At 60.3% G+C, this 12,567-nt stretch carries 10 protein-coding genes; 5 read left to right on the forward strand and 5 right to left on the reverse strand.

The features are described from left to right. The first annotated feature begins 137 nt into the window (after positions 1-137). Both JMN36_RS08765 and JMN36_RS08770 read left to right on the forward strand, forming a co-directional pair. Positions 138-3,104, forward strand: a complete 2,967-nt coding sequence (locus JMN36_RS08765) for a glycosyltransferase family 87 protein (RefSeq protein ID WP_221924245.1) — start codon at positions 138-140, stop codon at positions 3,102-3,104. A gap of 10 nt (positions 3,105-3,114) precedes the next feature. Next, positions 3,115-4,569, forward strand: coding sequence for an LCP family protein (locus JMN36_RS08770; RefSeq protein ID WP_221924246.1), 1,455 nt, complete (start codon positions 3,115-3,117; stop codon positions 4,567-4,569). Between the two features lie 4 nt (positions 4,570-4,573). Here the strand turns inward: JMN36_RS08770 and JMN36_RS08775 are convergent, their stop codons facing one another. The 4 genes from JMN36_RS08775 to JMN36_RS08790 all read right to left on the reverse strand — a co-directional run bounded on the left by JMN36_RS08775 (position 4,574) and on the right by JMN36_RS08790 (position 9,433). After that, positions 4,574-5,494, reverse strand: coding sequence for a DUF5926 family protein (locus JMN36_RS08775; protein ID WP_236881779.1), 921 nt, complete (start codon positions 5,492-5,494; stop codon positions 4,574-4,576). Between the two features lie 119 nt (positions 5,495-5,613). After that, a complete protein-coding gene (locus JMN36_RS08780; RefSeq protein WP_221924247.1) occupies positions 5,614-6,357 on the reverse strand; it encodes a glycerophosphodiester phosphodiesterase in 744 nt (247 codons plus the stop codon). A 37-nt stretch (positions 6,358-6,394) separates the two neighbouring features. After that, positions 6,395-8,404, reverse strand: coding sequence for a pyruvate kinase (locus JMN36_RS08785; RefSeq protein WP_221924248.1), 2,010 nt, complete (start codon positions 8,402-8,404; stop codon positions 6,395-6,397). Between the two features lie 42 nt (positions 8,405-8,446). Continuing rightward, the gene (locus tag JMN36_RS08790; RefSeq protein WP_204087828.1) at positions 8,447-9,433 is read right to left on the reverse strand and encodes an L-lactate dehydrogenase; all 987 of its coding nucleotides are present in this window, start codon (positions 9,431-9,433) and stop codon (positions 8,447-8,449) included. A 486-nt stretch (positions 9,434-9,919) separates the two neighbouring features. Between JMN36_RS08790 and JMN36_RS08795 the strand changes: the two genes are divergently transcribed. From JMN36_RS08795 to JMN36_RS08800, 3 genes are all read left to right on the forward strand, one after another. Continuing rightward, entirely contained in the window at positions 9,920-10,525 is a 606-nt protein-coding gene (locus JMN36_RS08795; protein WP_012730795.1) for a superoxide dismutase, read from the forward strand. A gap of 162 nt (positions 10,526-10,687) precedes the next feature. Next, a complete protein-coding gene (locus tag JMN36_RS10925) occupies positions 10,688-11,191 on the forward strand; it encodes an MFS transporter (RefSeq protein ID WP_269091313.1) in 504 nt (167 codons plus the stop codon). Further along, positions 11,121-11,924 carry an MFS transporter gene (locus tag JMN36_RS08800; protein WP_269091323.1) on the forward strand — a complete coding sequence of 268 codons (804 nt, stop codon included), beginning with the start codon at positions 11,121-11,123 and terminating at the stop codon, positions 11,922-11,924. The genes JMN36_RS10925 and JMN36_RS08800 overlap by 71 nt, the downstream gene beginning before the upstream one ends. Here the strand turns inward: JMN36_RS08800 and msrA are convergent. After that, a complete protein-coding gene (gene msrA / locus JMN36_RS08805; RefSeq protein WP_204087826.1) occupies positions 11,901-12,563 on the reverse strand; it encodes a peptide-methionine (S)-S-oxide reductase MsrA in 663 nt (220 codons plus the stop codon). The two genes, JMN36_RS08800 and msrA, sit on opposite strands and share 24 nt — an antisense overlap. Between the last annotated feature and the right edge of the window lie 4 nt (positions 12,564-12,567).

Here is a 12,567-nt window from a genome sequence, read left to right on the forward strand (position 1 = left end):
AGCCGGATGAGCATGAACCGGATGAGCGCAGGCCCAGAGCCTGAGCATCAGTCGCTAGGCCGGAACATCCCCTGCCGTCGCCGGGGTGCTGCCAGCGTTATCACTGGTAAGCGATACTTTTGTCGGAAGGAAATTTTGTGCCTGCTTTGTCGCTTCGGAGTGGTAGCCGGTTTGGTACCGGCCGTGCCCGTGAAGCACTAAGCAGAGCACAGAGCGGGGGTTCAGAAAACAGTTCGGAAAGCAGCTCGGCCGCGATTATCGGGTGGCCGGCCCATGTGTTGGGCCTCCTCGTGGGGCTTCTAACACAATTAATCTGGCACGGCCCACGCGAAAACGGCGACTGGGCCGCGTTATGGATCGCCGGCAAGCTCCTCCGCCAAGGTGACGATCCGCACATCTACGACTACGCCCCCGACGATTTCGCTGCCTGGGCAGGCCCTTTCTGGCAGCCGTTCGCGCAGCAAGATGTCACATCAGCCTCACCGCATCCGTTTGTTCAGGCACCATTCGTTGCCCAAATGGCCGAAGCCCTGACATTCATAATGTCATTCCACACATCGGTGTTCTTCTTGACAGTGGCGTCGGGGTGGGCACTGGTCGTGCTGGTGGCCAGTGCGTTTTATGTGTGGTTTCACCGCCCAATACCCATGGGCGTGTTGGTCGGCGTCACGCTGGTGGTGTGGCTTTCCACCCCATTTCAGTGGTCGATCACGTTAGGGCAAACGACGCCCCTGGTCACTGCGGGTATCGCGTATAGCATCGCGGCAGCGCGTCGTCGACCCTGGTCAGCGGGCATCGTGCTGGGGGTTGTTAGCGTTATTAAACTCACGCCGCTAGCTCTCATTCCGCTGATGCTGCTGTTCCGTCGGTCACGTCGAACGTCGCTCGTGGCTATCGCAACAACCGCCCTCTGCTTCGGCTTCTCCGTGCTGACCGTGGGGTGGCCGCTGCACGAAATCTGGCGTGCGCGGATTCACATGTTCTCCACGTTCAAAGTGATCGCGCCGACGAGCCAAACCTTCGTGTCAATCATGAAGCGCCATCTTATCGACGAGGGACCCGCGGGCGCGCCGATTATCCAGGACACGCCCGGCTGGATGGTGGTCACACCGATGATGCTGGCCGCCGTGATTGCCCTGGCCTTGGCCATCGCGGCGTACCGCTGTCGGGGGCGGGCCTTCGAGATCATCATGGTGGGCGCCATGTGCGTGGCCACGTGTTTTTCTGGCTTCGTGTGGACGCACTATTTCATCATCGTTGTGTTGCCGGCCTTCGGTGTGTTCGCGCTGACCGCGCGCCGCAGGTGGGCAGTGGCGTGCATTGCGATGGTCAGCGTCCTTTATTTTCCTCCGCTTTCCGACGTTATTTCGTCGCAACACGATAACCGCTACTTTGCTCAAACAGGCTTCTATGTCCCTGGCGGAGCCTTGATGGCGACGATTATCATGCTGTTCTTGCTGGCTGCTGCCGTTGTGGTTCCCGCACGTCGGGCGGCTAGCGCTGGGCTCCCCAACCCTGCACCGGAGTTCCGGGCGCCGTGGGGTGCTGGGGCATCGGCCTCCGGGCGCACCAACTCGCCCGTGGCTAGGCGCACCACCCCACGTTCTGCAGTCGCCCGCTGGTTCGCTCACGCAAACGCACCCCATTCCACCTTCATCTCTGGCTCATCGCCACGTCAGCGTGGCCACATCGTCGGCAGAATGGGCCATATCGTTGCTGTGCTCTCCGGCCTTATCACTGTCTTGGCGTGGAACTCCCACCGGCAGACAGATGATTGGTCCTCACTGTGGATCGCGGGCAAACTCGTCGCGCAAGGCGATAAGAACCATATTTACGATTACAACCATCAGGATTTTGCGCGCTGGGCCGGGGAGTACTGGGCGCCATTTGCCAATGAGCACGTCACATCCCCCTTGCCTCACCCATTTATTCAGGCGCCGATCGTGGCCGAAGTGATGAGCGTCATCACCCGCATCATGAGCTACGACTTTTCGACGCTCGCGCTGGGATTCTTCTCTGGCTGGGCCATGGTGATCACTGTCGCTTGTGCCTATCGCGTCTGGGTGGGGCGGCCGATCCCACTCGTTCTTCTGCTACCCGTCGTTGTGGTGGCCTGGGTGTCAGCACCATTTTCCATGGCTATTCGTCTGGGCCAAACAAGCCCGCTGATCTACGCGGGCATTGCCTACGCGATCGCCGCTGCGCGCACTCGGCCCCGCTCGGCGGGCATTGTGCTCGGCTTGGTCAGCGTCGTAAAGCTGAGTCCTTTCGCTCTCATCGCCGCAATGTTCCTTTTCCGTCGATCGCGCCGAACAGCCGGCGTCGCCGTCGTCACCACTGTGGTGGCGTTCCTCTTGTCGCTGGTCACGCTGGGAACGGAAGTATTCCGCACCTGGATTCGTATCATTCACGATCTATCCTCCGCCCGCGTTGTCGCCCTGGAGAGCCAGAGTTTCGCATCGATCATGTTGAGAAGCCATCTTGGCGACGACGACAACGTCTGGGTGCCCATCATCCGCAATCCACCGACCTGGGTTGTGGTGATTCCGCTCATACTGGCGGCTTTGCTGGCCATCCTTGTCCTCGCGGCTGCGTATGTGCGTCGGGAATATGCTTTTCCGCTGTTCATGGTGGGAATTACGAGCATCGCCACGGCGTGCTCTGGGCTGGTGTGGACCCACTATTTCCAGGTTGCGCTGCTCCCTGCCTTCGGTTCCGTGGTCCTGGCGGAACGTCGCCGCCTAGCAGGTTTCCTCACTATTGGTTTGAGCCTGTTCTTCGTCCCACCTCTCTCCGACGTGGTGGGGGCCGCGGCCCAGGCGAAGGTACATGTTCAGTCCGGCGGCTTAATCGCCCTGATTGGGCTCATCCTGCTGATGTGCATCATGGCCCTTCTGCCCGGCTCGGTTCTTCCACGACGCACACGGTCGCGCATCGCTCAGTGGCAACAAGCACATGATCGTGACGACGAATGGCTGCGGTCATCGGGGCCGTCGCTGTCCCATAGGTATCGCAACGACATGACCGCGCCGCTACCTGTTGTGACGGATGCTCCGCGGGCATCGGGTGGACGCCACCACGTGCGCCGACGCCACACCCAGTAACATTATTCACATGAATACCACTAGCGATGACGATTACCTCCGCGGCCCTGATGGCCGCCCGATCGTCGACCGCTACGGACGACCTATCCGACGCCGGTCACGGAAAAACACTGCAGCTTCGGGGAATAGTGCTGGTGGCGGGGCTCACCGTCACGAAGCAGACAGTAGGCGCACTGGCAGTGACCGAGTCGACGCGTCCCACATTGACTACTCCGGGGGGAGCTCTCCTGCGCGGCACGAGAAGCATGAATACCAGCACTTTCGTGCACAACCGGGGCCAACGTCGTCCCGCGCGAGAAACCAAGGTAGGCAGTCGGAGCGAGACAACGCTCCGCAACCTCCACGCCGTCGTGATGGACGTCCCGGGGACTACAGTTCGAGCTCCCGTCGATACTCACAACCGCTGCCTCCTCGCGGGATCGAGGAGCATAACCGACGCACCGGCGCGCCCAGCTACCCTGCAGCCGGCAGCCGCCCGTCCGAGAAGAGCCGCCCGTCCGGCCCAAGCCGAGGGCGTCGCTGGCTTCCATCCGGCGCGAGCCGTGGACGTTGGTGGCGATCGTCCGGGTGGGGGCGCAAACTAGGAGCTCTCCTGGGCGTCCTCATACTCGTTATCCTCGGGACGATGGTGTGGGTCGATCTTCGGCTCCATCGGGTTGATGCTCTCACCAATTATGGCGGCCGCCCCAGCGGCGGTTCGGGAACGAACTGGCTGCTCGTCGGCTCTGATTCGCGTGACGGCCTCTCTGAGGATCAGCAGGCGGAGCTGTCCACCGGCGGCGATACGGGCGGCGGACGCACAGATTCCATCATCCTGGTGCACATTCCCTTCGTAGGGAAGGCGACGATGGTGTCGATCCCCCGCGATTCGTACGTCGATGTGCCTGGTCATGGGAAGGACAAGGTCAACGCTTCGTATGCTCTGGGCGGCCCCCAGCTCCTCCAGCAGACCGTGGAACAGGCCACTGGCCTGCGCATTGACCACTATGCGGAGATCGGTTTCGGCGGGTTTGCCGGCGTGGTCGATGCCGTGGGCGGCGTCAAAATCTGCGTCGAGCAGCCCATGGACGATCCGCTCGCGGGAATTAATCTGCAGCCGGGGTGCCAAAAACTTGATGGCCCCACCGCCCTGGGGTTCGTTCGGTCACGGCATTCGATGGACGACGGCGATATCGGCCGTGCCCGGAACCAGCGGACGTTCCTCGCCGCGCTGGTGAAGAAAGCGCTGTCCCCCACCACGTTCCTCAACCCGTTCCGCTTCTTCCCCTTTGTCAGCCGTATGACGGATTCTTTCACAGTGGACAAGCACGATCACGTGTGGAATTTAGCGCGCCTAGGCATCGGGTTGGGGCTGTCACCACGGACCGAAACGATCCCCATCGCATCTTATGAATCCACCGATGTCGGGGACGTCGACGTGTGGGACGACGACGGAGCGCAGGAACTATTCAAGTCGCTGCGCTAGCCGGCTATCGGATAGTCACTTGGCGGGAACGGATCGTATCCCGCGCCTTGCGCTCGTCGGCAGTCAGCGGTGTGTCCACCGCCAGTGCCTTTTCCAGCGACACAGCGAGTTCTTGAATGGGCTCCTGGAATTCTTGCGCCGTCACTGTGGGGTCAACGTCGAAGACGGGCACCGCAACACCGTGGGTGCGGAATGCCCCGGCAAAGCGTGTGCCTTCGCCCAAGGTCAAGTCCCCAGCAGCGTACAAGCGGGCCAACGCGGTAAATAACGCGTCCTCATCGTCCTGTCGGATCCAGCGGATGTAGCCTTTGTCGCCACCATCCGTCCACCAGACCGCGCCCGGCGCGGATACGTCGACTCTCTCGGTCGGGAGCATCGACTCGTTCACCTGCTTCATGTTCTGCTGCATGGCAGGATCGATGGTCTGTCCCTCCGGGAGCCACCAGTCGAAGTCCTTCTCGACCTGTACGTCGAGCTTCTGCGCGGGGTCCATCAGCTCGCTCAACTCGGGCTCGGTGCCGTCGGCAATGGATGTTCCCAGCGTTTGCCCTGGTTGAGCGGTCTGCAACCAGGCGAGGGTGTGCGCTAAATCTTTGTGGGGGTTCGGGCCGCGGTGCTGCCGCTGGAGAGCAACGAACGCGGTAGGGGGAGTGTCGCCGTCGGTATCGCGCACGATAGCGGCGGTCGCTCCGGGCAGGACGGTCACGAGGTAGACGGGGTAGTCCACGCCTTTCACCGCGATTTTCGCCCGCGCGGAGGGGGCGAATTCCTGCATGGCAATAAGATCTGCTTCCGACGCAAAACCCCCGAATGGTCGCGGGTCACGCTCTAGTGCTGCACGTTCGGCGGCCCGCTTAGCCAACTTCGCTTGGCGACGGGTCATTCCTTCGGGCAGATTCTCATTCTTCTTTTTCTTCCTTGACACCTGGCCTAGGCTACCTGCCCACTCCCCCAGCTAGCCAGTTCATCGTGGAAGATTGGGCATTCCTAAGCCCGACTTTTCGGCGCGGGATGGTACCACCCATCCGGGATGACGTTTCCCGCTCAGCTCGCCGCCGGATACTCAGCCTGGGCTGACGCTTCATCCATCCACTCGCGCGCTTGGCGTGGTTTGTCGGTCGCCAACCAGTCAATCCCGTGCTGAGCTGCCCACACAACATCATTTCGCGTGTTGACGGTCCACGTGTAGCACCCATCGCCACGACGGATCAGCCCCGGACGCAGCTTCGCGTTGACGATGGACGGGCCATAGGCCTGTGGAATATCCATCCGCCAAAGGATGGGGCCGAGTGGGCGTTGAATTTCGCGCCGCAACAGAATGCGGTGCACAGAGGGCTCGAGATGCCGCATTCTCGCTAGCGACATGGCTGAAAATGAGATGACGTGCAGCCGGGGATTATCGACGTGGCCACGATCGCGGAGTACCGAGACCAGCGTCTTTTCTAGCTGGCCGCCATATCCCGACGGGTGCTTCGTTTCGACGAATAGTCCACAGTCGGTGCCCTCAACGAGGTCCAGGAGCGTGTCGAAAAGCAGCGGTTGTTGCGGCTCCGCCGTGGTGCCGACGTTGATACTGGGGAGGTCATCGCGGGTGAGTTCCGCGATGGGGCGTTTATCTCCCGCGACGCGTTCGAATGTTCGGTCGTGTGAGCATACGAGGTGTCCGTCTTTGGTGAGGCGGATATCGCATTCTATGCCGTCGGCTCCCTCGGAGAGGGCGGCATCGTAGGCAGCGAGGGTCTGTTCGGGGTGGTCGCAGCTGGCTCCGCGGTGGGCGATGATCTCCATCGGTTCTCTTTCTTTCCGCCGAGCCAGCCGTGTTTTCTTAGGCCCGTCCTCGGCTTCGTGAATCTAGAGAATTGTCACTGGTGTTGAGCGCTTGACCGATCCTGTTGAGGATGTTGATAGCATCCGGAATGTGCGTTCCCTTGTTCAGCATGACGCCTTGGGTACGCAGCGCAACGTCGGCATCGGTGATTTCTGCGCGTGAGGGCAGCCCGGATTTCGCCATGGTTTCGAGGACTTGCGTCGCGAAGATAGTGGGAATGTGAGCAGCATTCGCCACGCCCATGATCTGTTCGCGGGCTTCGGACATGCGGCTGAAGCCGAGTTCCATCGCGAGGTCACCGCGAGCAATCATGACGCCCGAGTTCCTGTGACGGAGTAGTTCGGTCACCACATTGGGTAGGTCGTTGTAGCATTCTTCGGATTCGATCTTCAGCATAACGCCAAGGTTCCGGATGCGCGCGCTAACTGCGGCGGAGTCCTCGCTTTCCGAGGCTGCTACGTCGATCTCTTTCTCGATGGCGTCGAGAATTTCGGTGAGGTCCTCGGCGGAGCGGACGTAGCTCGGCGCAATGATGTCTGCCGTGCGAACGATCTCGGGGAGGATGGCGCGGTCCTCGTCGGTCATCGCGGGAAGCGGAACGTGGACGCCGGGGAAGTGAATCCCGCGGCCTTCGCGCAGGTTCTTGCCGCCTTCACGGGTGTGAATGGCGACGAGTTCCGCGGAATCGTACTCCGCGGTGTTGCCTTCGGGGTCCTTCTCACCGGCGCGGGTGACAGACGTGACTTCGCACTCGATCTTCGCGTCGTCGAAAAGGACGGTGGATCCGACGTCGAGGCTGCGGATAGCTTCTGGCTCACCACAGTTGACGGCAGGGATATCGTCCGTCGGGTCGGTAGGCGTGGGGTCGCTGGTCAAGATCAAACGTGATCCCACGTCGACGTGAACACGCTGCTCAGAGCGCCCGATCCCGTGGATCCGAGTCTTGATGTATTGGCATGCGACCAGGCTGCCATTGGCCAGGTAGACGTTTTGGCGTCCGTAGGCCAGAACTCCCTCGTCGGTAACCTTGTGCACGGTCATGTAACGCTTGGATCCGCGAGCATCCAGCATGGATAGCTCGTCGCCCTCGTTGACCGTCTGCAGCCACTCCGGATCGACCTGGATGGCCAGCGTGGGGCGACCGGGAAGGCCTTCCGGCACGGGCGCCGGTGTCGTGGCGTTGTGATCGAACGGGGTGATCCACAACTTGGAGGGAGTCAGGATCCGTCCTGTTTTCGTCCTGGTCACGCGGGTGCGTGCGATCCGCGGGCCGGGTTCAATAGCCCCAACCCGCAGTTTCGGCCCCGGCAGGTCCATGGAGATTTTGATGTCACGACCTACACGGGCGCTGGTGGCACGGACGTTCGCTGCCATTGCTCGCCACGCTTCAGGAGTATCGTGCGCGCAGTTGATCCGGGCAATGTCCATCCCCGCGTCGGCGAAGGACTGGACAAGGTCGGGATCGTCGGCTGCCTCAGTGGGGAGAGTAACCATGACGCAGCTCGGCATACCGTCCCGCGGTTCACCCAACAGAGCAGAGCTGTTGGACGCCAATTGCTCCTGGGAACGCTCTATCGCTGCAGCTAGACGGGTGATGTCGTAGGTGTCGCCCTCGGCAGCACGGTCGGCATCGCCGTAGTCACTGGGCTTTCCACCCAGGTTCTGCAGCAGAGTTTTCGCCGCGCGGAGTTGGTCGGCAACGGGGGCCTGGTCAGATACACGAATTCCTACCGCCCGCAGCTGGGCAACAATGTCGCGGGCATCATCGGCCTGGAGGCGCGCGAAGTGCTGCACATTGCGAACCCCCTCACGGTGTTCCGCGTCTGCGGCGTCGATGAGGTTGCGTTTATCCTGGTCAACCTCGCTGAGCATGGTCAGGAGGCTATCGACACCACGGGTCAACTCATTCAGTGAGGTCGTCGCTGAATTTGTCGTAGTTGCCTTCGACGACGATGCCCCTGACACGCTGGCATCGTTGAGTTCACCGTTATGACCATTCTGTTCCACTATGTGCCCTCCGGAGCGGCGGATTTCTCGTACGACCGAATACTACTTCGTTGCTTCCTGATCGGCATTCGGGCCGTAGAAGCGGTCTTTGATTTCACGCAACTGCGCAGCTGATGCCTTCATCTGCTCGGCTTCGTGGTCATCGAGCTCCAGCTCAACAACACGGTGGATTCCGCCGCGGTTCACGAGGGCCGGGGTGCCGATGTAGATGTCGTCTTCGCCATATTCACCCTGCAGGTATGCAGAGACGGGAAGGACGACGTTCTGGTTCTGCAGGACAGCGCGCGTGATCCGAGCCAGGCCCATGCCGATACCGAATGAGGTCGAGCCCTTGGCGTCGATAATCGTGTAGGCGGCGTCGCGGGTCTCTTCGAAGACCTTCTCCAAGCGTCCGTGCAGCTCAGGGTCCTTCTCGAGCTTCTTGCGCATCGACACACCACCGACGGTCGACGACGACAGCACCGGAAGTTCCGAGTCGCCGTGCTCACCGATGATGTAGGCGTGGATGGAGCTCGGGGCAACGTCGTACATGTCGCCCAGCATCGAGCGGAACCGTGCGGAGTCCAGCACCGTGCCCGAGCCGATCACACGCTCCTTGGGAAGGCCGGAAATCTTCCAGGTGGCGTAGGTCAGGATGTCGACAGGGTTCGACGCAATGAGGAAGATGCCGTCGAAGCCGTGCTTCATGACATCGCCAATAATGCTGTTCAGGATCTTGATGTTCTTGTCGACGAGCTGCAGGCGGGTTTCACCCGGCTTCTGTGCAGCGCCAGCGCAGACGACGACCATGGCGGCGTCGGCGCAGTCGTCGTAGGTGCCTACCTTGACGTTGGTCGGGCTGGATGCCCACACGACGCCGTGATTGAGGTCCATGACGTTGCCGGCGGTCTTCTTTTCGTCGATGTCGATAATGGCCAGTTCGTCGCACACACCCTGGTTGATGAGGGCGAAGGCGTAGGCGATTCCGACGTCGCCAGCGCCGATAAGAACGATTTTGTTACCAAGGCGGCGGTGTTCTTGATCTGCCATGAGAATTCCTCCAAGGAATGAGATCTGAAAAGATGGTGCGACGGCGCGTATGTGCCGTGATTTATTCTTCAGTGTTATTGTGCCCGGTTTTGCCCGAATACGCTAGTGTTTTGACAAGCAATCAAACATTTACCCCCGGTTCTGATTGATTGAATATGGGTTTCTTTTGTTTCGACATGAGCGCTCCGCGCCACCCCTCCCCCTTTTTTAGGGCATGGCCGGCCATGCACCCACGACCTACCTTAATCTTATGGATTCATCCTGATTAATAGGGGTTTTTCATCCATTATGGCCCCGACCTGCGCCCATTTATGGCATCTATTTCGGAATAAAGAGAAATTTCTTCACGTTAAAGGTTGCGAAAGCCCGGAGCTTCCACAACACTGGGTTTCACGCACAAATTAGTTGTGCGAGTCACAATGTTGAGAAAATCACAGTGCGCCATGTTTTAGCGGCGCGTGTTAGCTACTAACGAAAGGTATTGAAATGGCTGTGTACGAACTTCCTGATCTCCCCTACGATTACGACGCTCTCGAGCCTCACATCTCTGGCGAGATTATGCAGCTCCACCACGACAAGCACCACGCAACCTACGTTGCTGGCGCCAACACCGCTCTGGAGAAGCTAGAGAAGGCCCGCGAAGAAGGGGCAGACGCCAACGAGATTCGCGCACTCTCCAAGAACCTCGCCTTCAACCTTGGTGGCCACACCAACCACTCCATCTTCTGGAAGAACCTGTCCCCGAACGGTGGCGGCGAGCCGACCGGTGAGCTGGCCGAGGCCATCAACCGCGACTTTGGTTCCTTCGAGAAGTTCAAGGACCACTTCTCCGCTGCTGCTACCGGTCTTCAGGGCTCCGGCTGGGCTGTCCTCGGCTACGACCACATCGCTGGCCGCCTCATTATCGAGCAGCTGACCGACCAGCAGGGCAACGTTTCCGTTGACTTCACCCCGCTGTTGATGCTGGACATGTGGGAGCACGCCTTCTACCTCCAGTACAAGAACGTGAAGGCTGACTACGTCAAGGCCGTATGGAACGTCTTCAACTGGGAGGACGTTGCAGAGCGCTACGCACGGGCAAAGTCCAAGTAAAGCCCTGTGGCCGGGTATCTGGCCGCACACGTGGCCACGGTCAATAAACGGCCACAGCAAAGAGCGTTAGAGAAAGAGGCACCCTCGGGTGTCTCTTCTTTTCATGCGGTGATCTAACGTCAGGTACATCTAGCGTCGAGCCGGGAAATCAGGTGTCACACTATGGCCACTCAGGGCTTACCTGACGGGTACACCCCACAATCCCCCATGTACCGCAAAGTCATCTTGGCGATGGTGGGCGCTGGGTTGGCTTCGTTCAACGCCCTGTACTGCACGCAGGCTCTCCTCCCCGTCCTGTCCGAGGACCTCCATGTCACACCGGCAACAGCATCATTAACCGTTTCTGCGACGACAGGGATGCTCGCGCTGTCCATCATTCCGGCGTCAATCATTTCAGAGCGCTTCGGGCGCAAACGAGTCATCATGCTCAGCGCCCTATCGGCCACGTTGCTGGGCCTTCTTCTCCCCTTATCGACGTCGGTCGGCATGCTGATTACCCTGCGCGGACTGCAGGGCATCACTGTTGCGGGGGGTTCCGGCAACGGCGATGGCGTATCTGTCGGAAGAGATTCACCCGAAACACGTTCCTCAAGTGATGGGGCTGTATGTGGCGGGGACGTCCGTGGGCGGGCTGTCCGGCCGCGTTATCCCTTCTGGCGTACTTGAGTTTGCGTCGTGGCGATGGGCTCTCGCGGCCAGCGTGGCGGTAGCCATTATTTTCGCCTTCATCACGTCATGGGCGCTTCTTGATCAGCAGCGTTTTCAGTCCAAACGCCTGACGTTTCGTTCTGAGTTCAGCGCTATTGCCCAGCACGTGAAAAACCCGCGCTTGAGTGCGCTATTCACCCTTGCTTTCCTTTTCATGGGCGCTTTCGTGTCGCTGTATGACTATGTTGGGTACCGTTTGACCGGGCACTTTGGCCTCAGCGAGGGCGTCGCCGGCGCTATTTTCTTCCTCTATCTCTCCGGAACGTGGAGCGCGACGCAGGCCGGGACGATGGTCCACAAGTTCGGGCGTGCGCGTGTCCTCGTCGGGTCGATCGTCGGCATGATGATCGGCATGGCCGTGCTGTTTTCTCCCGAGCTCATCAGCAGCATCCTCGGGATTTTGCTGTTCACGGCGTGTTTCTTCGCGGCCCATTCTGTGGCGTCTGGCTGGGTCGGGGTGGTTGCCACCTCCAACCGGGCGGAAGCGTCGTCAATGTATTTGTTCTGCTACTACATGGGGTCGTCGATTGTGGGCTGGCTCTCCGGCCATGTCCTCCACTCGTGGGAGTGGGGTGGGCTCGTCGTGTGGCTGCTCGCCGGGTTGGCCATAGCAACAGTGATTGCCCTGTTTATCGCGCGGACCACCCCATCGACGCGGGCGACGACGTCACCGGCACGCGACTCCCGTTGAGTGAACTGGACAGTAGCCGTTGGGGTTTTTATCCAGGTACTGCTGGTGCTCGTCTTCAGCGAGGTACATCGTCTTCGTCGGGGTGTCGCAGAGTAGAGAAATGTCGGTGGTGATGTCCCCGTAGCCGGCATCGGCCAGCGAGTGGGAGAAGGACTCCGCTATCTCACGAGCTTTCTCCACTTCCTCGTCGGTCTGTGCGTAAATCACGGAGCGGTACTGGGTGCCCACATCGTTCCCCTGGCGGAACCCCTGCGTGGGGTCGTGCGCCTCGAAAAATGTGCGGATGAGGTCCTCGAACGATACCGTGTCCGGGTCATAGATGACGCGGACAGTTTCGGCGTGGCCGGTCCGTCCTGTGCATACTTCCGGGTAGGTCGGGTTCGGCGTATACCCACCGGCGTAACCGACCGCCGTGCTTTCTACGCCATCGATCTGCCAGAAGAGTTTTTCGGCTCCCCAAAAGCATCCGAGCCCCACAACGACGCTCCGCTGCCCGTCTTTCCAGGGCCCGTCGATGGGGGTTTTTAGGACAGTGTGCGGTTTGGGGTGCGACAGGATAGGTTCATTGCGCCCCGGAAGCGCATCGTCCCTGTTCACGATGCTTGTTGGTGTGGGTCGAGTGCCAAAAAGAAATCCCATGAGC

The sequence above is a fragment of the Corynebacterium pseudokroppenstedtii genome, from assembly GCF_019754945.1.
GTDB lineage: Bacteria > Actinomycetota > Actinomycetes > Mycobacteriales > Mycobacteriaceae > Corynebacterium > Corynebacterium pseudokroppenstedtii.

Excerpts from the sequence above, each read along its gene's own strand:
- JMN36_RS08770 (WP_221924246.1), top strand. The coding sequence starts at position 3,115 with ATGAATACCACTAGCGATGACGATTACCTCCGCGGCCCTGATGGCCGC.
- JMN36_RS10925 (WP_269091313.1), top strand. The coding sequence starts at position 10,688 with ATGGCCACTCAGGGCTTACCTGACGGGTACACCCCACAATCCCCCATG.
- JMN36_RS08780 (WP_221924247.1), bottom strand. The coding sequence starts at position 6,357 with ATGGAGATCATCGCCCACCGCGGAGCCAGCTGCGACCACCCCGAACAG.
- JMN36_RS08800 (WP_269091323.1), top strand. The coding sequence starts at position 11,121 with ATGGGGCTGTATGTGGCGGGGACGTCCGTGGGCGGGCTGTCCGGCCGC.
- JMN36_RS08790 (WP_204087828.1), bottom strand. The coding sequence starts at position 9,433 with ATGGCAGATCAAGAACACCGCCGCCTTGGTAACAAAATCGTTCTTATC.
- JMN36_RS08795 (WP_012730795.1), top strand. The coding sequence starts at position 9,920 with ATGGCTGTGTACGAACTTCCTGATCTCCCCTACGATTACGACGCTCTC.
- msrA (WP_204087826.1), bottom strand. The coding sequence starts at position 12,563 with ATGGGATTTCTTTTTGGCACTCGACCCACACCAACAAGCATCGTGAAC.